The 18876-nt window shown below is 40.0% G+C and carries 23 protein-coding genes, 1 tRNA gene and 1 pseudogene; 15 read left to right on the top strand and 10 right to left on the bottom strand.

Annotated elements, in window-relative coordinates; translation table 11 throughout:
• The 13 genes and pseudogenes from M2137_RS07660 to M2137_RS07720 form a co-directional block, all read left to right on the top strand.
• Positions 1-232: pseudogene (locus M2137_RS07660) on the top strand (hypothetical protein); the annotation flags it as partial.
• A gap of 449 nt (positions 233-681) precedes the next feature.
• Positions 682-1722 (top strand): IS110 family transposase, encoded by a 1041-nt coding sequence (locus M2137_RS07665; RefSeq protein ID WP_122348066.1) that lies wholly within the window; start codon positions 682-684, stop codon positions 1720-1722.
• Positions 1723-1762: 40 nt separating this feature from the next.
• Positions 1763-2089 (top strand): metalloregulator ArsR/SmtB family transcription factor, encoded by a 327-nt coding sequence (locus tag M2137_RS07670; protein WP_122348019.1) that lies wholly within the window; start codon positions 1763-1765, stop codon positions 2087-2089.
• Between the two features lie 66 nt (positions 2090-2155).
• A complete protein-coding gene (locus M2137_RS07675; protein ID WP_122348018.1) occupies positions 2156-2650 on the top strand; it encodes a GNAT family N-acetyltransferase in 495 nt (164 codons plus the stop codon).
• A gap of 11 nt (positions 2651-2661) precedes the next feature.
• The gene (gene arsB / locus M2137_RS07680; RefSeq protein WP_122348017.1) at positions 2662-3696 is read left to right on the top strand and encodes an ACR3 family arsenite efflux transporter; all 1035 of its coding nucleotides are present in this window, start codon (positions 2662-2664) and stop codon (positions 3694-3696) included.
• 5 nt (positions 3697-3701) lie between these two features.
• A complete protein-coding gene (locus M2137_RS07685) occupies positions 3702-4499 on the top strand; it encodes a cation diffusion facilitator family transporter (protein ID WP_122348016.1) in 798 nt (265 codons plus the stop codon).
• A 37-nt stretch (positions 4500-4536) separates the two neighbouring features.
• Positions 4537-4971: a nitrophenyl compound nitroreductase subunit ArsF family protein gene (locus tag M2137_RS07690; RefSeq protein ID WP_122348015.1), complete on the top strand. Its 435-nt coding sequence runs from the start codon at positions 4537-4539 to the stop codon at positions 4969-4971.
• Positions 4971-5669: an aromatic aminobenezylarsenical efflux permease ArsG family transporter gene (locus M2137_RS07695; RefSeq protein ID WP_122348014.1), complete on the top strand. Its 699-nt coding sequence runs from the start codon at positions 4971-4973 to the stop codon at positions 5667-5669. The genes M2137_RS07690 and M2137_RS07695 overlap by 1 nt, the downstream gene beginning before the upstream one ends.
• 24 nt (positions 5670-5693) lie before the next feature.
• Entirely contained in the window at positions 5694-5927 is a 234-nt protein-coding gene (locus M2137_RS07700) for a thioredoxin family protein (RefSeq protein WP_122348013.1), read from the top strand.
• Between the two features lie 9 nt (positions 5928-5936).
• On the top strand, positions 5937-7280 hold the full coding sequence (locus tag M2137_RS07705; protein WP_122348012.1) for a permease: 1344 nt from the start codon (positions 5937-5939) through the stop codon (positions 7278-7280).
• A gap of 12 nt (positions 7281-7292) precedes the next feature.
• Positions 7293-7751: an arsenate reductase ArsC gene (locus M2137_RS07710; RefSeq protein WP_122348011.1), complete on the top strand. Its 459-nt coding sequence runs from the start codon at positions 7293-7295 to the stop codon at positions 7749-7751.
• A gap of 14 nt (positions 7752-7765) precedes the next feature.
• Positions 7766-8599 (top strand): arsenite methyltransferase, encoded by an 834-nt coding sequence (gene arsM / locus M2137_RS07715; RefSeq protein WP_122348010.1) that lies wholly within the window; start codon positions 7766-7768, stop codon positions 8597-8599.
• Between the two features lie 11 nt (positions 8600-8610).
• On the top strand, positions 8611-8937 hold the full coding sequence (locus M2137_RS07720; protein WP_122348065.1) for a cupin domain-containing protein: 327 nt from the start codon (positions 8611-8613) through the stop codon (positions 8935-8937).
• 106 nt (positions 8938-9043) lie between these two features.
• Here the strand turns inward: M2137_RS07720 and M2137_RS07725 are convergent, their stop codons facing one another.
• From M2137_RS07725 to M2137_RS07765, 9 genes are all read right to left on the bottom strand, one after another.
• Positions 9044-9256, bottom strand: a complete 213-nt coding sequence (locus M2137_RS07725) for a DUF3873 family protein (RefSeq protein ID WP_277465029.1) — start codon at positions 9254-9256, stop codon at positions 9044-9046.
• A gap of 2 nt (positions 9257-9258) precedes the next feature.
• Positions 9259-9741 carry a hypothetical protein gene (locus M2137_RS07730; RefSeq protein ID WP_280765872.1) on the bottom strand — a complete coding sequence of 161 codons (483 nt, stop codon included), beginning with the start codon at positions 9739-9741 and terminating at the stop codon, positions 9259-9261.
• A 12-nt stretch (positions 9742-9753) separates the two neighbouring features.
• On the bottom strand, positions 9754-10347 hold the full coding sequence (locus tag M2137_RS07735) for a hypothetical protein (protein WP_280765873.1): 594 nt from the start codon (positions 10345-10347) through the stop codon (positions 9754-9756).
• A 49-nt stretch (positions 10348-10396) separates the two neighbouring features.
• Positions 10397-11392, bottom strand: coding sequence for a fusion protein (locus M2137_RS07740; RefSeq protein ID WP_280765874.1), 996 nt, complete (start codon positions 11390-11392; stop codon positions 10397-10399).
• 653 nt (positions 11393-12045) lie between these two features.
• Positions 12046-12579, bottom strand: coding sequence for a hypothetical protein (locus M2137_RS07745; protein ID WP_280765875.1), 534 nt, complete (start codon positions 12577-12579; stop codon positions 12046-12048).
• A gap of 25 nt (positions 12580-12604) precedes the next feature.
• On the bottom strand, positions 12605-13024 hold the full coding sequence (locus tag M2137_RS07750) for a hypothetical protein (protein WP_280765876.1): 420 nt from the start codon (positions 13022-13024) through the stop codon (positions 12605-12607).
• Positions 13025-13042: 18 nt separating this feature from the next.
• Positions 13043-13540 (bottom strand): ORF6N domain-containing protein, encoded by a 498-nt coding sequence (locus tag M2137_RS07755; protein WP_280765877.1) that lies wholly within the window; start codon positions 13538-13540, stop codon positions 13043-13045.
• Positions 13541-13551: 11 nt separating this feature from the next.
• Positions 13552-14793, bottom strand: a complete 1242-nt coding sequence (locus tag M2137_RS07760; RefSeq protein ID WP_280765878.1) for a site-specific integrase — start codon at positions 14791-14793, stop codon at positions 13552-13554.
• Between the two features lie 286 nt (positions 14794-15079).
• A tRNA-Ser gene (locus tag M2137_RS07765) sits at positions 15080-15164 on the bottom strand.
• Between the two features lie 194 nt (positions 15165-15358).
• Between M2137_RS07765 and trxA the strand changes: the two genes are divergently transcribed.
• A complete protein-coding gene (gene trxA / locus M2137_RS07770) occupies positions 15359-15823 on the top strand; it encodes a thioredoxin (RefSeq protein WP_280765879.1) in 465 nt (154 codons plus the stop codon).
• Positions 15824-15889: 66 nt separating this feature from the next.
• On the opposite strand, the gene M2137_RS07775 is transcribed toward trxA, so the two are convergent.
• Positions 15890-17776, bottom strand: coding sequence for a TonB-dependent receptor (locus M2137_RS07775; protein ID WP_280765880.1), 1887 nt, complete (start codon positions 17774-17776; stop codon positions 15890-15892).
• Positions 17777-18218: 442 nt separating this feature from the next.
• Here M2137_RS07775 and M2137_RS07780 point away from each other — a divergent pair, with 442 nt between their 5' ends.
• On the top strand, positions 18219-18866 hold the full coding sequence (locus tag M2137_RS07780; protein ID WP_280765881.1) for a hypothetical protein: 648 nt from the start codon (positions 18219-18221) through the stop codon (positions 18864-18866).
• The last annotated feature ends 10 nt before the right edge of the window (positions 18867-18876 follow it).

Consider the following 18876-nt stretch of genomic DNA (forward strand, 5'->3'; position numbering starts at 1 on the left):
GGATCAATTTCAATTGGCAAACGGGGGCAATTTCAATTGGCGGAGGGGATCAGTTTCGATTGGCGAACAGGGGTCAACGAGGAGAGGATTTTCCACAAATGATGATGCGCTCAAAAAGTCTGTTTATCTGGCTATTGCCGAAATTGAGAAGAAATGGAGCCAACCGATATGGAACTGGGGGATGATTTTCAACCAGTTTTTGACTATATTTGAAAACAGGATTCAAGTATAACCTGAACCCTGTAGATTTTCATTTACACAAAATTGTGGATAGTCCCATTTAATACGGTAGTAGTGTCGTTATCGGCTTTTTGTTACTTTTTCTCCCCGTCATTTTTTAAAAGTCATGGAAAAACCTTAGGTTTGCATCAGCATTAAATTGTAAACTATAATGAGTGAACCATATGGAAAAAGAGAAAATTAAAGGTCTATGTTACTATTTGGAACTCATTTTAAATCCTTTTAACTGTTCAAGCAGTCAAATAATCTATCTTTAAGGCAATAAGAAAGGAGGATAACAAGTAAATCATCATGGATGTTAAGAAAGCCTTATGTTACTATTATGAACTTGTTATTCTGTCTTGAATTAGACCTATATAAGAATTTGATCTGAATGATATTTAAGGTTTTTAGGATATATTCAAGTGCCTTTCCATGTAAAATTCTTAAATCATGAACTTTATGAAGAATTATTATTTTATTGGAATTGATGTCAGTAAGAAAAACTTGGATTGTTGTCTTTTGCATGATGGAGTAGCATTAAAGCAAGATGTTATACCAAATCATCAAAAGAGCATTGAAAGCTATCTGTCAATAGTATGTGAAGAGCAAGATATTGATGCGGAACAAATAATCGTGTGTGCAGAATTTACAGGATTATATATCAATCCTCTAATTATTGCTTGCCAAACAGACAGCTATAAACTATGGATGGAAGATCCTACCCAGATAAAGTATAGTTCAGGACTACAACGAGGTAAAAACGATTCGATAGACGCTAAACGAATTGCTTTATATGCTTTCCGTTATTTTGACAGAATTAAAATATATAAAAAACCGTCTGCAAGTATTGAGGCAATCAAACTGTTATCTACCGAATTAAATATGTTATGTGTTGATAAAGCAAAGTATCAAGCACAATTATCAGATCAAAAAGAGTATATGCCAAATGATATTTATAAAATGAAACAAAAACGCTTGGCTCTCTTGATAAAGGAATTAGAAAAAGCCATAAAAAACATAGAAGATGAAATTGAAACCACTATAAAAGGAGATACTCTTTTGTCCCGTCAAATGGAGTTATTATTAAGCATTGAAGGAATTGGAAAAAAGACTTCTCTAAAAATGATTTTGGAAACACAAGCATTTACTAAATTTTCTGATAGTAGAAAGTTTTGTTGTCATGCAGGAGTAGCTCCTTTTAGTTATTCATCAGGAAGTAGTCAACATTCTAAAAACAGAGTTTCTCAAAGAGCAAATAAGAGTATTAAAACCTTGCTCCATTTAGCAGCCTTATCAGCTATACAGAATAAAAATAGTGAATTACGAAAATATTATGAGCGGAAAATAGCAGAGGGGAAAAATAAGATGTCAGTATTGAATGCTATAAGGGCAAAGCTAATAGCTCGTATGTTTGCGGTAATAAAGAGCGATCTACATTATAAATTCGAGCATATAAACCAATATCAAAATAAAAATACCGTTCGTGGTTTTGCGAATTAAAAAACTATTCGTATATTTGCGAACGATAAATATAAGTGATATGTCAAAGAAAGAACTAACAGCCGAACAAGAACAGCTTGCCCGTATTGCTAAAGCGCTGGGGCATCCTATCCGTATAGCTATCTTACAGATGCTTGCCAACCAATCCTGTTGTTATCACGGCGATATGTCGGAAATACTGCCTATTGCCAAAAGCACATTGTCGCAACACCTGAATGAACTAAAAGATGCGGAATTAATACAAGGAACAATTACACTTCCGACAGTTAAATACTGCATCAATGAAGAAAATTGGGAAAAAGCAAAAAAGTTATTTTCCTCTTTTTTCATTAATATTAAAAATGAGGAAACTTGTAACAGACAATAAAAAATTTACCCACAATGTTCGCTCTTTTGCGAATTGTGCGTATAAAAGCGAATTGAATAATTGTATATGAAAATTAGAAAAGTAACATTGGAAGATGCCCGTAGGATTTGTGAAATTTACAACTACTACATTGAAAATACTGCTGTAACGTTTGAAACGACCCCTGTGCCGGAAACCGAAATGAAAGGAAGAATCAATGAAATTATTGATTCCGGCTTTCCCTATTATGTAGGTGAAATTGAAGGTAAAGTAGCAGGCTATTATTACATTCATAAATGGAACGGCAGATGTGCTTACTCTTCTACCAAAGAAGTTACCATCTATTTAGATAAAGACTATATCGGGAAAGGCTTGGGTTCTACGCTGTACGAACATTTATTCCAAAACTTAGACAAAGAAAATACCCATGTGTTAATTGCCGGAATTTGTATCCCGAATGAAGGTAGTGTGAAATTACATGAGAAATTCGGATTCAAACAGGCTTCCCTCATGAAAGAAATCGGATGGAAGTTCGATCAATGGCGAGATGTCGGTCATTGGTTACTTAATCTCAATAATTAAATTGAAAAGCAATGAGTAAAAAGAAAATGAGCTTTTTGGACAAGAATCTAACACTATGGATTTTTTTGGCAATGGGCATAGGAGTAGCTTTAGGTTATTTTTTCCCTTCTGCCAGTTCAGCCATTGATTCAATGTCTAAAGGGACAACAAATATTCCGCTTGCCATTGGACTAATCCTAATGATGTATCCGCCATTGGCAAAAGTCGATTATAAACAATTACCGAAGGTTTTCAAGGATGTAAAAATATTATCCGTCTCGTTAATCCTAAATTGGATTATCGGACCGGTATTAATGTTTTTACTTGCCATCATCTTCTTACATGATTACCCGGAATATATGGTAGGTGTGATTCTTATCGGTTTGGCACGGTGTATAGCGATGGTTCTTGTCTGGAATGACTTGGCGGAAGGGAATACAGAATATGGTGCAGGTTTAGTAGCCTTGAACAGTATCTTTCAGGTATTCTTTTACAGTTTCTATGCTTGGTTGTTTATTACGAAACTTCCTCCTCTCTTCGGGTTTGAAGGGGCTATCGTTGATATTTCCATTGGTACGATTGCCGAAACGGTTGCTATCTACTTAGGTATTCCTTTCTTAATGGGAATATTAAGCCGGCTTTTATTAGTAAAATGGAAAGGCGAACAGTGGTATAAGGAAAAGTTTATCCCGAAAATATCCCCAATAACCTTAATCGCACTGTTATTTACAATCGTCCTTATGTTCAGCCTGAAAGGTGAACTGATTGTACAAATACCACTCGATGTAGTTCGTATAGCTATACCGTTACTTATCTACTTTGTGGTGATGTTCCTGCTTAGTTTCTTTGCCGGCAAGTGGCTGGGTGCTTCTTATGATAAAAATGCTTCTATTGCCTTCACTGCTACCGGAAACAACTTTGAACTGGCTATCGCAGTGGCAATCGGCGTATTCGGATTACATAGCGGACAAGCCTTTGCCGGAGTAGTCGGGCCATTGGTCGAAGTCCCGGTATTAATCCTGTTGGTAAACTTAGCTTTTTGGCTTCGGAAGAAATATTATAAATAAATATTATGTATAAAGCTGTTTTCAAAATAGATAAAATGGATTGTCCTTGCGAGGAAAACCTCATACGCTTGAAATTAGAGAGTATTGATAATATACTTAATCAGGAGTACGACTTAACAAACAGGATACTGACTATAATCCATGCAAACGACATCAAAGTAATTGAATCTGCCATAGCAGAATTGAGCTTAGGTTCTACCTTATTGGAAAATACAGAAACCGAATATGTCAAACAAGAAAATGAGGATAAAAAACAAAGAAAAGCATTATGGGCTGTCCTGATAATCAACTTCGCATTTTTCGTTATAGAAATGACAACAGGTGTTATTTCCAAATCAATGGGATTAGTAGCCGATAGCCTGGATATGCTTGCAGATGCTTTAGTATATACATTAAGTCTTTTTGCCGTAGGTGCAGCCATAACCCGAAAAAAGAAAGTAGCGTTGATAAGCGGTTATTTTCAAATACTATTAGCTGTCTTAGGCTTTATCGAGGTAATTAAACGGTTTATAGGAATTGAAGAAGTACCTCATTTTCAAACAATGATTGTAATTTCTATTCTTGCTCTTATTGCAAATACAGCTTGTCTGCTAATCCTGCAAAGAACCAAAAGTAAAGATGCTCATATACAGGCAAGCCTGATATTCTCCTCCAATGATGTAATAATAAATGCAGGGATAATTTTAGCAGGAGTTACAGTGTGGTGGCTGGACAGCAACATACCTGATTTGGTAATAGGCAGTATTGTATTTGCCATTGTAATAAGGGGTGCATTACGCATATTGAAGTTAGCAAAGAACTAAATAAATATCATGTAAAAACAAATAAATCATTAATTGTATGAAGAAGAATATTTTAATCGGGCTTTTCGCCGTATTACTGGTTGCTTGTGGCGGTAACACACAAAAGAACAACGGACAAACTACCGGAAATGGTGCGGAAGTAAAAGAGCAAGTGGCGGATGCTTCTACTGTAAACGTTTACTATTTCCACGGTAAACAACGTTGCAAAACCTGTATTGCGGTAGGTGATGTAACAGAAAAGACAATAAAAGAGCTTTATGCGGACAATCCACATGTTAAATTTATTGAGGTAAAGACCGATGAAGAACAAAATGCTTCCCTTGTAGAAAAATACGAAGTAACGTGGAATGCCCTTATTATTGCTAAAGGCGATAATAATATCGAAATTACCAAAGAAGCTTTTGCAAGTGCTTTGAACAGTCCCGAAAAACTAACAAATTTAATCAAAACCGAAGTCGATAAAAGGTTATGATGGATTATTTGCAAAACCTTGCCGACGGATCGAACTGGCCAATACTGACAGCGTTTCTGCTTGGTTTAATGACCGCTATCAGCCCTTGTCCATTAGCTACCAATATCACTGCTACAGCCTATTTAAGTAAAGATATAGGTGATAAACGCAGGGTAATGTTCAATGGTATGTTCTATACGTTGGGCAGAATGTTTACCTACACGGCACTCGGACTGATTTTCTATTTCGGAGCAAGCCGGTTTCAAGTAGCCAAATTACTACAAAACGTAGGTGGAATATGGCTTGGCATCGCATTAGTCATTATCGGAATATTCATGTTGGACATTATCAAAATAAAGGTTCCGGGAATGAATAAATTAACCTCAAAGATAGAAAACAAGAAAGGAAAGAAAACCTATCTCGATGCGTTTCTTCTTGGACTACTCTTTGCCCTTGCTTTCTGTCCTTATAGTGGTGTTTTATATTTCGGTGGATTAATACCGATGACGATTGCCAGTCCGTCGGGCTTACTGCTTCCTCCTGTATTTGCTATCGCAACAGGGTTACCTGTCATAATCATTGCCTGGCTTCTGGCATACAGCGTTAGTAATGTAGGTAAATTCTATAACAAAATGAATGCCTTCCAGAAGTGGTTCAAATGGGTAGTTGCAGCTATTTTCATCATCGTCGGTATCTATTATATTATTACAAGTATTTAGACAAACAATTAAAAGATAAATAATATGGAAATCATCGTATTAGGAACAGGTTGTGCCAAATGTAAAACAACCTATGAAACAGTGAAGAAAGTTATTGAAGATAACGGATTGGATATAAAACTATCCAAACAGGAAGATATTATGGAAATCATGAAGTATAACGTGATGAGTTTGCCCGGCATAGTTGTAGACGGCGAAGTGAAAATTAAAGGTTACGTTCCTTCCGAAAGCGAAATCCGCAAATTATTGGGCGTATAATAAAACTGTATGGAAACTAAAAAAGAGCTGAAAATCCTACTTTGGATGGTCGTTATCTTTGCAGCGGTATTTTTTATGCCGTTGGGAAGCGAACGGTTTATGACGGCGATTGATGCTACACTCGACTTGTCGAAATGGTACGCGCAGGAACACGTTGTCATGTGTCTGTTGCCTGCATTTTTTATCGCAGGCGTGATAGCCGTTTTTATCAGTCAGGGTGCGGTGTTGAAGTATTTCGGAGCAAATGCGAAGAAATGGTTGTCCTATACGGTTGCTGCTGTTTCAGGTGCTATACTGGCGGTATGTTCCTGTACTATTCTTCCGTTGTTTACCAGTATCTACAAGCGTGGAGCGGGATTAGGGCCTGCTATTGCCTTCCTCTATTCGGGGCCTGCAATCAGCATTCTGTCCATTATTCTAACATGGCGTATTCTTGGTGTAGAAATGGGCGTTGCCCGTATGATAGGAGCAGTTACGTTTTCGGTTATTATCGGCTTGGTTATGTCTTTCATTTACCGAAAGGAAGAAAAAATAAAAAAAGAGGAACAAATGAATATCGTTCCTCCGCCTGCAAAACGCCCGATGTCGAAGACTATGCTTCATTTCTTTACATTGGTATTTATCCTTGTTTTTGCTAATTGGGGTGCACCTGCTTCCGATGATACTTCAAGCGTATGGTTCTATATCTTTACTTATAAATGGTATATAACCGGTGTGCTTTCCCTTCTGCTTGCATACTCTCTGATAGCTATATTAAAAATTAAGTGGCAATGGGTGTTGGCTGGTGTTTTAGCTACGGGACTATCTGCGTTTCTGGCGTATCAATTCGTGCCGAATCCGAAACTGGTTCCGCTCGTCCCGATGATAGTTGGTATTGCTGCCCTGTCTCTTGTTACGCTGTTCGATAAACGAGATGCTGAAAACAAAGAATGGACACTATCTGCCTGGGGATTCGCCAAACAGATAATGCCACTCTTGGCTATTGGAGTCGTTACAGCAGGTTTTCTGCTGGGTTCTACGCATGAAGATACGGCGATTGCGGGTATAATACCTAATGAATGGATTGAGTGGGCGGTAGGTGGCAACTCCCTCTTGTCGAACTTTTTTGCCAGCTTCACAGGTGCATTTATGTACTTTGCTACGCTTACAGAAGTACCGATCATTCAGGGATTGCTTTCTTCCGGCATGGGAAAAGGCCCGGCATTGGCTTTGCTGTTGGCAGGTCCTTCGCTTTCACTGCCAAATATGTTGGTGATTCGTGGCGTGATGGGAACGCAGAAAACAGCTATATATGTAGCATTAGTTATTATCATGGCTACTATATCCGGGCTTGTTTACGGAACATTTTTTTAAGAATACAATACAATGAGAATATTGATTTTATGTACAGGAAACAGTTGTCGCAGCCAAATGGCTCACGGCTTCCTACAATCCTTTGACAAAGGGATTGAAGTTTATTCTGCCGGAACCGAACCTGCAAAGGAAGTAAACCCGATGGCTGTCGAAGTGATGGCAGAAGCCGGAGTGGATATTAGTAACCATACTCCGCATGATGTCGGCGAGTATATCAATCAGGCATGGGATTATGTAATAACCGTTTGTGATGAAGCCAATGAAACCTGTCCTGTATTTACAGGCGAAGTAACACAACGTCTGCATTTCGGATTTCGTGATCCGTCAAAAGCGGAAGGTACGCCAGAATTTATCAAAGACCAGTTTCTCCGAACGAGATTTGAGATTAAAAATAAATTCTCCGAATTTTACATAACACAGATATTAAAGAAAGAAATGCCCAAATGCACCTGTTCCGGCGAATGGGAATAAAACAGCAATAAGTTATGCATGACAATAATGATAAACTAAAAGAAATTGTAAAGCAGAAATACAGCGATATTGCTTTACAGGGAAAAGAGACAGGCTGTTGTTGTGGAAGTACCCCTAAAAAAGAGGTTTACAACATTATGAGCGATGACTATTCAACGCTTGAAGGATATAACGAGGATGCTGACCTCGGACTTGGCTGTGGGCTGCCTACTCAATACGCAGGGATAAAGAAAGGGAATACCGTTATCGACCTCGGATCGGGAGCCGGAAATGATTGTTTTATCGCACAGGCGGAAGTCGGCAATGAAGGAAAAGTCATTGGTATTGATTTTTCAGAGCCTATGATAGAAAAGGCTAAAGCCAATGCAAAGAAACGTGGAATACTAAATGTGACCTTCCGGCAGGGAGATATTGAAGATATGCCTGTAAGTGCAGGTCGTGCGGATGTGGTTATTAGCAACTGTGTACTGAACTTACTACCTTCTAAGGACAGGATATTCCATGAAATATACCGTGTGTTAAAAGCAGGAGGTCATTTTTGCATATCGGATGTGGTTCTCAACGGAGAAATACCGGAAAAATTAAAACAGGCAGCAGAAATGTATGTAGGTTGTGTGTCCGGGGCAATTCCCAAAGCACAATATCTTGAAAAGATAAAAGAAGCCGGATTTGCAGAAATCGTTATCTGCAAAGAAAAACCGATTATCATTCCCGATGAAATTCTTGAAAGGTATCTTAGCAAAGACGAAATGGGTACTTTCAAAACAATTAACGGGGGTACGATTGTTTCTATAACAGTTACCGGAACAAAGAAACCTGAGGGTTGTTCTTGTGGAGGATGTTGTTAAAAAACATAGTCATGAATGAATTATTTGAAAAAGGAGCCATTCTGAATATGGCAGAAATGATTGAATACTCCGACGGTGGAGTAATCAGTAAGCAAGTATTGAAGAACGAAGCAGGGAATATTACCCTATTCTCGTTCGATAAAGGGCAGGGATTAAGTGAACATACCGCCCCCTTTAATGCTATGGTGGAAATCTTAGACGGAGAAGCTGAAATTACCATAAACGGCAAACCTTTAATACTGGTTACTGGTCAATCTGTAATTATGCCTGCGGGTATTCCTCATGCTTTGTATGCAAGTAAGCAGTTTAAGATGTTGCTTACCATGATTAAAGGGTAACATTCTAGTAAAAACCAAATATTTTTCTTGTTCGTACATAAAAGCAAGAAAAATATTTGGAAATCTCATAAGAATAGTAACGGGCGAAAAATCGCCCGCCCTTGTGTTACTCCTGCTTTTTTGATAGCCATTCGTCCCGTTCTTTTCGGCATTGTTCCAATGATTTGGCGACCGTAGAGAACAGTTCTCCGTCCGTGTGGCGGTAGTCGTATTGGTAATATTCCGTACCTCTGAATGCTCCTGCAATAAAAGTAGTGTAATTCTCTTTGCCTTGCTCGCATACTGAGCAACCGTTTTTGTTGATTGAATTTGTTTTCATTGCTACTTAGTTATGTGTTGATAATCTTTAATATAATCCTGTTTTTCAAGCCACTCTATTACGTTCTCCATATTGTATTCGGAGGTAATGATTGCCGTATCTCTCGAAAATTGAGTAAAACGGCTACTTTCGTAGTTGTCTATCCACTCTTTGAGGTTTACCACTCCCCAAATGCTGTAATTCTGTGCGAACATTCGGTCAATCTCGGCTATCTCTTTATTGAACTCGACCACGATAGTTTGATATTTGTCGTCAATGATTTCAAGGTGATGCAATGAGCCGAACTCATCATGTAGGCGTGCGGAACTCCAATCGCTTTTGTAGGTGTGATTACCCCATCTATGTGGGTTATCGAAACGCACTTTAACTTCTGCTGTGTACTCAGTTATCTTGATTTCTTCGATAACGCCTGTTACCATTAAGCCTGTAAAAATACTCTTACAACGCTTGCCTATAATACTATCGTTTACTTCTGTTGTTTTCATGTCTATTGTTGATTAAAAGAATGATAATTCTAATTGTACAGGTTTACGTCCTGTAATCTCGTCAAATAGGGTTTTTACTTGCTTTAATACATTGATTGCGTAGCGGTCAGTCCTGCAACTATCTTTATCAAGCCCTTTCATCATTTCATTGAGTGCTGCGGTAAGGCAATCTTTCCGATTGTCGAATATTTTGCCCCATACGCCTAAGCCGTAACCTGCTCCGCCTGTGCTGTAAGAATAACTCATTCCGTATGTCCATTTTCCGTTCAAGCCTTTGCCCAGTGTAATATGGTTGCTTACCGCCCAACCATCCCGATGTGGAAACTGTATTTCTTCACGTTCCAAAAAATCAGGTCTTTCCAACCAACCGTATTCGTTAAACTCCTTTTTGGTAAAGCCGAATAGCAAATGTCTTTCATACTCTCGTTTATTCATTAATAGCTGACGTGGGGTATCTCCAAAACTCTCGTATTCCTCAATTATAGCCCTGTCGTTACGTCTTAATGCGTTCAGATATACGGCTACATTATGGCGTTCCACCCTGCAAAAATTAATATCCTTTATCTTTTTCAGTTTTTCGTATGCTGATAATTCTTTGTATTCCATGACTATTGTTTTTGTGTGGGGCAGAAAAGGCTCTGCCCCATGTTATTACTTAATCCAATCCGAAATAGACGGCTAATTGCTGTTCTTGTGCTTTTGAGAATATCCAACCTGCTAACCTCTTTCCGTTGAATGTCAATCGGCTGTTAAAGCGTCCGCCCATTGCTTTGAGTTCGTCTTTTATGGCTCTCGTTTCTCCGAATACCGCTACCGCTTTGGCTGAATATTCTACCAATGTGCAACCGTTATTTGTTTCTGTTGTGGGATTACTATTCTTTGGTGTTGTGTCAGACTTGCTGATATGTATGTTATCTTCGTTCCCTGCGGTGTATGCAAAATCCTCTATCGTGCGTTCACGGTTATATACAGGCTCTTTTTCAATTATCCAACCGCTATACTTGCTTTTTCCCAAATAATAACCGTCGCCCATGCTGTACTTTTCACGGTGTTCATAATCTTCGTTAAACTCGGCTAAATAGGCAGTTTCATCAAAATTGGATGCGTGTTTACGCATTTCGGAAAATAAGTCCCTTTTGTGCTTTGAAAAACCTATGATAACCGTCCGCTGTGTGCTGTATGAGTAGTAGTCGGTATAGCTGTCGCTTTCGTTTTGTCTTAAACGTGCTACGATAACCGCCTGTGCATCTTCGGGAAATATTTCGGCAAAGCGTTTGCGCCCGATTTCCTTAACCTGTTCTATTCTGATTTTTTCCTGCTCGGCTTCGGCTTCCTCTGCCTTTTTCTGTTGTTGTGCTTGCTGAAGAAGCATTGTAACCTCGAAACTGTCCATAAATTCAGGGTTCTCGCTATCATAGTAATAACCGATACCAAATTTTTCATTCAATGGTCTGATAATGTCTGCCGTCTGAAATTCTTTTGTGCACAGATTAATCAGCTTGTAAGCAATGCCCCAATCGTTTTTGCGGATTTCATAGACTACATACCTGTCGTAACTGTAACCCTCCATTTGGATTATTTGATTAACCTCTACGACTTGTTTGGCTCTGTCAATTTCCTTGTTTGCTCCTAATAAAAATACTTTGCTCATAACTCTAAATTTTAAGGGATTATAAAAGCGAGAAAAGAATGAGAATAAACAGGATTATAGCACCTAAACCCACGAAGAAGGAGAGGATACCCCGAATAACAGGAAGAAAGAGATACAAGCCCACTAAAGCCCAAATAAACCCTGTTCCCCACACGGAGCAACCTAAAGCCACGAGAACGATTTTCACAACCAATTTTATGCTAATTGGAAGGTTACTACCTTGTTTCCTATTTTTTACTATACTTCTCATAATTTCTGACTTTTTTTTATGCCGTATCGGAGCCGGTGTACTGACCTTATGTTTCGGATACGTGAAAAGGTCGGCTGAATCCGCCGAAGACAAATTTTGAGGGAATAAATACGCTCGCCCGTAGGGAAAGAGGAAGATTTTTCAAGCAACAATTTGGCGACAGGATTAGCCGAAATACCTTTGTATCCTGAACATGGGGGTCAAAAAGTACCCGGTTTGATACTCGCTAATGAGGAAGAAATTATACCGGAGAGAAGTGTAGTAAAAAGGAACTGGGTCGAATACTTTGCGTTTGTCATTATAGAACGCAGCACTTTCTCGGAAATGGAGAAAGCTATAAACATAAAAAAAAAGCCTGCTTCATGTTTCAGAAACAGGCTCCGTTATATTTGAACAATGTATGTTATTTAGCTTTTTTCTTACCGTAGCATTTACTTCCGTCAGGAGATAAATAGAAATCAAATGTTTCTTCAACGGCTGTTCTGCCTGGAGGAACAAGAGAATATTTACAACGGACAATAACGGCAAGTACATCATTGGCATTCTGGCTGTCATATCCTTGTAAGTTATCCGGAACAAGGTTTTTGAGTGAATCTATGCGGGTATTCATAACGGCAATATCCGCATTGTACTTATCTATATCACTCTGTTTTTTAGTTTTAGCCAATAGATCTTCACTCATTTTCTTGGCAAGTTCAATACGGCTGATTACAGGTTGCTTATCTTTTTTAAATTCTTCAGTAAGATAAGCGATACTGTCGGCAACCGTAACAGTACCCTGCTCGTTTATTTCAAGAATCTTGAAGTTGAGATTTTCTTTTGTGTCGCTACCTTTTAGCAGATAGCCGGTAATGGTTTCTTCGTAATTACTCTTTGACGAGTTTGAACCGCAGGCAACCATAAAAACCGCAATGAATAGATAGATTACATTTTTCATAACTGAATGATAATATTTGTTTGACCTAATTTAATGATATGTGAGGAAGTTTTGACGATAGATTATACACAATCAAGACTTCCGCTTCTCTTTTGGGGTTTGTCCGGGTATATTCGGTTAAAGCCGCCATTACCCATTCCCTGAATGCCCGTGCTTCGTAAGACGCTATACGATAACTAACAAAAATCAATGCTTCCAGATTGTAGAGCTTCATTTCGCATTGACGACCTTCATGCTCGTACTTGTGTATTCGAGTTACGCTTTCTTCTTGCAACAACCCCGATTTGAATATCGACCGCAGGTTGTTACCGACCGAGCTTACAAATACGTTGAATAAATCAGCTATCTCATGCTTTGTCATCCATAGGGTGCAATTTACAAGTTTCGCTTCAACAATTAGCTGACTTTCACTATTTTCTTTGATTTTGATATATCCTCGTTCCATAATTTATTAATTTTCATCTTATTGAATATTAAAGCCTATGCGCTTACGGGGCTTGTTTTCCTGTTCCTTTTGTGAAGCAAGTTCCGTAAGAGCCTGATAAATATCGCTGAACTGCATATTGGTTTCGATCATAAACGTTTCAAGCTTCTGATTGAGTTCTGCATAACCCAAAGCATACTGACGAAGTGCGATAAATGCCCTTACTATCTGAATATTCATATCGATCGCTTTTTTACTGTTGAGCAATCCGGCAAGCATCGCTATACCATGTTCGGTAAAGGCATAGGGCAATTTTCGAGTACCACCCCAACTTGATGTTCCATTTTGGAATATCAAGTCAAATTCTTCATTATTCAGTTGAAACATAAAATCGGAAGGAAACCTGTCAAGGTTTCGCTTTACCGCCTTATTCAGATTAGAAGTGGTTACTTCGTAGAGTTCTGCTAAATCTTTGTCGAGGATTACACGTAAGCCTCGAATCTGATAAATTTTGCTTTGAATAACTTGTAGTTCCATGATACTTGAATTTATTGATTTACTGTATTTATCTCTTCATACATTTTCTCTGCACCCTTCATTTTTTTAGCCAAGACTTTCATGTCCTCGCTAATTTTAGAGTTTGTTATTCGGGCATAAATCTGAGTGGTTGAAATATTTGTATGACCAAGCATTTTGCTAACCGTCTCAATAGGAACGCCTTTGGCCAGAGTTGTGGTCGTGGCGAACGTATGGCGCGCAAGGTGAAATGTCAGATTCTTTTCAATACCACATAAATCGGCAATTTCCTTCAGATAAGAATTTGTCTTTTGGTTACTCAAAACAGGGAGTAATTGTCCGTTCTTTAGTTTACCTTTATATTTTTTCAATATCATTGATGGAATTTTCAAGAGAGGTACATTAACTGTTGTACTTGTCTTTTGGCGTTTAGTCATAATCCATAGAGAGCCATCAAACGATTTACGGATATTTTCTTCTTTGAGATTCTTTACGTCTATATAAGCAAGTCCAGTGTAGCAGCTAAAAATGAAGATATCCCGTACATGTTCAAGTCTTTCGGAAGTCATATTCTTCTTTATGATTTCGTGAAGTTCATCTTCTGTCAGATAGCCGCGATCAACTCTCTTTATCCGAATTTTATAGTTTGCAAACGGATCGCCAACAATCCATCCATTGTTTCGGGCTATAATTACAATTCGTTTAAAGAACTGCATAAATTTCGCCGTCGTGTTTTCGTTGCATCTACAATCAACCCGAAGATACGTTTCAAAGCCTGTAATGAAACTATGATTGATTTCCCTGAGACTAATATCAGAAACCCGATGACGAGTTTCCAGATAATCTTTCAATCGGTTGTATGTTCTTTCGTATTTCTCCAAAGTAGCTTTGGTCTTACCTATACCGACCATCTTTTTTACTTCGACATTGTGTTCGGCAAAAACGGTTAATAAGGTTTGTTGCTCGGTAGTGTAGCCAAGAAAAATATTACGGATCTTCTCTCCGGTAACATGCTCTTTTTTCTCGACATCATAATAAGTGGTTGTGAGGGAAGTTCGGATATCATTCAACAGATGATTTAGTCTTAGTATAGTCGTTGATTTTCCTTTTCCTCTTCCGGCATTTGTGTCCCATAATTCAGGCTCAATTTCCAGTTTAGAACTGAATTGTGTCCTTGTTCCGTTAATGGAAAGCCGTACCATAATGGTGCATTTTCCATTCTTGTTTACTTGATTTTTCTTGATGTAGAAAAGAATCTTAAATGAACTACTCATAATTTTTATTTTTTTGCACCTAAATCTCATCGAGACAAAGGTAGGGTGAATAATAAAATTACAAGCTGTTGAATCGCGGACAATATGCGACAGTTCAAGGACTTATGCGGAAATTGGTTACTATTTTTTCGACCTGATTTTGAGTAACCTTTTAGTAACCCGACGGTGTCTATTTTTGTCCTTTTCGGGTCTTTCAGGTGACTTAGTTATAAAAGAAAAAGTCCTGTAAAACCTTGATTTTACAGGACTTGTCTCCTTTTGTCTGTTAGAAGTCTTTGCTTCCCAGCGGAGAGAGAGGGATTCGAACCCCCGGAACCTCTCAGTTCAACGGTTTTCAAGACCGCCGCAATCGACCACTCTGCCATCTCTCCAGTCGTTTCAGTATGTTTGCGCTTGGGTTTTGTTGCAAACGCGGTGCAAATGTAGATATTTTTTTGGAACATCCTACGGGTTGGGGGAGATTTTTTTCTTTTTCTTTTTATTATTTTCTTTTAGGGAATCGGGGGGCTGTGGGTAAGTTATTTATTTCTACCTTTGTAGGGTAATTATATACGATGAGTAATTTATGAAAAATGTAAAGAGTTTATTTTTTGTGGTGGTATTGCTGATTTCTGTCAGCTGCACTTTGTCGGCCAAAACGGGTGATAAGCAGACGGAAAAAGCCACCGGGGAGGTGATCGTCTTAAACAAGGCGGATTTTATCGCGAAGGTATTTAACTTTGAGAAGAATGCCGATAGCTGGAAATATGAAGGCGACAAGCCTTGTATCATCGATTTTTATGCCGACTGGTGTGCTCCCTGCAAAAAGATCGCGCCTGTCCTGACTGAACTGGCGGCAGCATACAAAGACGATATCATCATTTATAAAGTAAATGTAGACAACGAAAAAGAGCTGGCGGCTCTCTTTGGTATTCAAAGCATACCTTCTCTGTTGTTTGTTCCCGTAAGCGGACAGCCCATGATGGCGCAGGGAGCGATGCCCAAAGAGAAATTTATCGAGCAAATAGATAGTTTCTTATTGAATAAATAAGCTACCTTATACATACAAAAAAGCCCGGAAACAATCTCGCTTCCGGGCTTTTTTGTGTCTGTCCAATCAAAACGTCACATCAATTCCTCCCAGCACCACCGCGCCCGGCATGGGGTAACCGTACATATTCTGGTAAGAGCTGTCCGTCAGATTCTCGCCATTCAGGAAAAGATTCATCCAGGGCGTTGGTTTGTATGCGAGCTTGCAATTGAGTAAGGCGTACGATTCCATCATATCCTGCCCGTTGTTTTTACCTACAAACAAGCCATCCACATACTGCATGCCCGGTGAGAAGGTAAACTTCTTCACTCGCCAATGCAGACCCAGATACGCCTTATGCTTCGGAGCGGCTTCCACCCGGATGTCGGAGTCGAGGAAACTATAATTACCCGACAATTTCAGGTTGGGGCGTATCTGGTAGTTTACCCCCACGTCAAATCCTCTGTTTCGGAATGCTCCGGAGTTATAACTCATCCGCTTATCCCCAACCAATCCCTGCACAATCTGGTTCTTCCCTTTAGCAAAATAGGCTGTTATCTCTATATGCAACCGGTTATTCAACAGAGATTGCATATAGGAGATATCATAATTCAGCATGGATTCCGGGCGCAGATCCGGGTTGGGCGACAAGCCCCACATATAAAGTTCCCGGATATTGGGGCTCCTGAAGCCTTTCGAGAGGGAGGCTTTCAGGGTTGCCTGGTCATTCAGTTGGTAGGAGATCCCTGCCTGGGGTACCCATTCGTTATCAAATATTTCATTGTTTTCCAAACGCACCCCGGCGTTCAACACCAATCTATCGAACAAAGTCTGCTGAGCCACCACATAGGCGGCAAACTCATTCACCTTTTTGTCGACATGCTGCACGAGTTCGTTTCCATCGAAATCCTCATTCCATGCCTTTCCGCCCCATTGCTTGGCATCCAGTCCGATCGTGAACACATTGCCCTCCAACAGCCGGAACGATTCGTAGAGCGCCAACCCCATATTATAATCATCCGACCGAAAATAGGAGGTCTGCGGTGATTCCTCCGCCGTATGCCCGTCGTTGATTTTATGCTGCCCGCTATTGTAATAGGCCTGCAGCGAACCGCTCATCTTTTCATATACATTATTCACCGTCACCGAATAGGTGGTGCGCAATGCCTTCGCCCAGTTTTCATACATAAGCGCCTGAACAGGCCCCGGGTTATGCACCTTGAAATCGGCCAGGACGGCGCTTCCGTTCATATGCCAGTTGTTTGAGAAGTGATAGCCCAACCGCAGATAGCCATTGTTGATATAGAACGAAGAATTATCCCTTTGCCCATCGGTCTGATCTCTGTTCAACGACAGGTAGGCATTGAATTTATTTTTTTTATAACCGGCATTGCCCATGAATTTCCAGGTATCGTACGATCCATACATCACCCGGCCCTGCCCATGCAGGCCATCCTCTTTTGCCTTTCGTGTGATCACGTTGATCACCCCGCCCATCGCATTCGAGCCATACAATAACGAGCCCGGCCCGCGGATCACCTCTACCTTCTCGGCATCGGAGGCCACATAGACATCCGGTACATGGTGTCCAAAAACACCGGCCCACATCGGTTGCCCATCAAACAGCATCAACACTTTATTGCCCCCTCCTACTCCATGAATACTAACGGATCCCGCCGATCCGGAGCTAATACCATACCCTGTGACACCCCTTTCGGTGACAAACACCCCCGGTACCTGTTCCGAAAGGATGGAAAGAACTCCCGTCTCCGTACTCTCCTGCAACGTCGGGCGATCGACCACCGAGATGCTCAAAGGAATCTGGTTTCGGGTCACCTCGGTTTTCGTCGCAGAAACCACCACCTCTTTTAAGAGGATAGAATCGTTGATCGTATACGGATCATGTGCCGACAGGTTGGTGAAACAACCCGACACGATCATTAATAGGAAGCTTATGCATAGTTGTGATTTCATACGCGTACTATATTATCTATTTTGATTCATTACCGCCGCAAAAGTAACACAATTTACATATGTTGTGTTACTTTTATGAGATATTTTTGCAAAAATAATCGTGAAAATAGGTATGTATTCGGCATACTACACCTCATAGAATAGTCCGAATCGAAGTCAACATCCCGGGAGTTTTCTATCGTCCATGCGCCTCGACAGTACTGTCGATGCCCATGGACAGTACTGTCGAAGCGCATGGACAGAACTGTCGAGGCGCATGGACGATAGAAAACCCGGTGAGGAATGACAATATCCCTCGGGGATATGATATTTGTGGACGCCTTCAAATTTCTTCCGAATAGACTTTTCTAACATATAATTAAGATTTCATAAGGAGAAATAATGTACTTTTGTTGCGAAGACCCGAGACAATGATTTTTGTACAGTCTAAAAAATAATTGCTATGGCAAATAAGGTAAGAATTGATTATCTGCTGTTGGATATTCGCGAATTAGAAAAGAAAGTGGCAGGAATGCGTGAAGCGGAAGTCTACCCTGTCTCTTTTTTTAGCCAGTCTTTCGAAATTGCCCATAAGATATTGACCGACTTGCACAACCTGGAAGCAGAGCAGCTCGAACTGCTTAGTCACCAGATGGAGATGCATCGTTTACGCATGCAATCCATCCTTAAGCCGGGGCTGCGATCCGAGGTGGTGATGCCCTCTGTTGAAGAGATAGCTGAGGAGGCGGATGAAGCGGAAGAATCTTATGACTCTCCATACGGGGAGGATGATCAGGCAGTGGAAATAAAGCCGATAGAAAATAATGAAGAGGCTTTGGAAAAAGAGCGGGCGGCTGTTTCTTTGAATGATCTATTGGGGAAAAAGAGTCTGACAGACCTGAAGAAGTCATTCAGCCTGAATGATCACTTCCGTTTCCGCCGTGAGCTTTTTGGCGGAGACGAATTGAAAATGAATCTGGCTATTGCTGATTTAAACAAACTGCAGACATACGAAGACTCCGTCCTATACCTACAGGAACATCTTATGTGGGACATTGATGCTCCTGCTGTGGCAGAGTTTCTCTCTTTTATTGAGAAACGGTTTTTATAAGCGTCTGAAC

This window comes from Parabacteroides sp. PFB2-10 (assembly GCF_029893085.1).
Lineage (GTDB): Bacteria > Bacteroidota > Bacteroidia > Bacteroidales > Tannerellaceae > QVMG01.

Excerpts from the sequence above, each read along its gene's own strand:
- M2137_RS07710 (WP_122348011.1), top strand. The coding sequence starts at position 7,293 with ATGAGAATATTGATTTTATGTACAGGAAACAGTTGTCGCAGCCAAATG.
- M2137_RS07760 (WP_280765878.1), bottom strand. The coding sequence starts at position 14,793 with ATGAGTAGTTCATTTAAGATTCTTTTCTACATCAAGAAAAATCAAGTA.
- M2137_RS07745 (WP_280765875.1), bottom strand. The coding sequence starts at position 12,579 with ATGAAAAATGTAATCTATCTATTCATTGCGGTTTTTATGGTTGCCTGC.
- M2137_RS07730 (WP_280765872.1), bottom strand. The coding sequence starts at position 9,741 with ATGAAAACAACAGAAGTAAACGATAGTATTATAGGCAAGCGTTGTAAG.
- trxA (WP_280765879.1), top strand. The coding sequence starts at position 15,359 with ATGAAAAATGTAAAGAGTTTATTTTTTGTGGTGGTATTGCTGATTTCT.
- M2137_RS07670 (WP_122348019.1), top strand. The coding sequence starts at position 1,763 with ATGTCAAAGAAAGAACTAACAGCCGAACAAGAACAGCTTGCCCGTATT.
- M2137_RS07725 (WP_277465029.1), bottom strand. The coding sequence starts at position 9,256 with ATGAAAACAAATTCAATCAACAAAAACGGTTGCTCAGTATGCGAGCAA.
- M2137_RS07685 (WP_122348016.1), top strand. The coding sequence starts at position 3,702 with ATGTATAAAGCTGTTTTCAAAATAGATAAAATGGATTGTCCTTGCGAG.
- M2137_RS07695 (WP_122348014.1), top strand. The coding sequence starts at position 4,971 with ATGGATTATTTGCAAAACCTTGCCGACGGATCGAACTGGCCAATACTG.
- M2137_RS07755 (WP_280765877.1), bottom strand. The coding sequence starts at position 13,540 with ATGGAACTACAAGTTATTCAAAGCAAAATTTATCAGATTCGAGGCTTA.
- M2137_RS07720 (WP_122348065.1), top strand. The coding sequence starts at position 8,611 with ATGAATGAATTATTTGAAAAAGGAGCCATTCTGAATATGGCAGAAATG.
- M2137_RS07750 (WP_280765876.1), bottom strand. The coding sequence starts at position 13,024 with ATGGAACGAGGATATATCAAAATCAAAGAAAATAGTGAAAGTCAGCTA.
- arsM (WP_122348010.1), top strand. The coding sequence starts at position 7,766 with ATGCATGACAATAATGATAAACTAAAAGAAATTGTAAAGCAGAAATAC.
- M2137_RS07665 (WP_122348066.1), top strand. The coding sequence starts at position 682 with ATGAAGAATTATTATTTTATTGGAATTGATGTCAGTAAGAAAAACTTG.
- M2137_RS07675 (WP_122348018.1), top strand. The coding sequence starts at position 2,156 with ATGAAAATTAGAAAAGTAACATTGGAAGATGCCCGTAGGATTTGTGAA.
- M2137_RS07740 (WP_280765874.1), bottom strand. The coding sequence starts at position 11,392 with ATGAGCAAAGTATTTTTATTAGGAGCAAACAAGGAAATTGACAGAGCC.
- M2137_RS07780 (WP_280765881.1), top strand. The coding sequence starts at position 18,219 with ATGGCAAATAAGGTAAGAATTGATTATCTGCTGTTGGATATTCGCGAA.
- M2137_RS07705 (WP_122348012.1), top strand. The coding sequence starts at position 5,937 with ATGGAAACTAAAAAAGAGCTGAAAATCCTACTTTGGATGGTCGTTATC.
- M2137_RS07775 (WP_280765880.1), bottom strand. The coding sequence starts at position 17,776 with ATGAAATCACAACTATGCATAAGCTTCCTATTAATGATCGTGTCGGGT.
- M2137_RS07690 (WP_122348015.1), top strand. The coding sequence starts at position 4,537 with ATGAAGAAGAATATTTTAATCGGGCTTTTCGCCGTATTACTGGTTGCT.
- arsB (WP_122348017.1), top strand. The coding sequence starts at position 2,662 with ATGAGTAAAAAGAAAATGAGCTTTTTGGACAAGAATCTAACACTATGG.
- M2137_RS07735 (WP_280765873.1), bottom strand. The coding sequence starts at position 10,347 with ATGGAATACAAAGAATTATCAGCATACGAAAAACTGAAAAAGATAAAG.
- M2137_RS07700 (WP_122348013.1), top strand. The coding sequence starts at position 5,694 with ATGGAAATCATCGTATTAGGAACAGGTTGTGCCAAATGTAAAACAACC.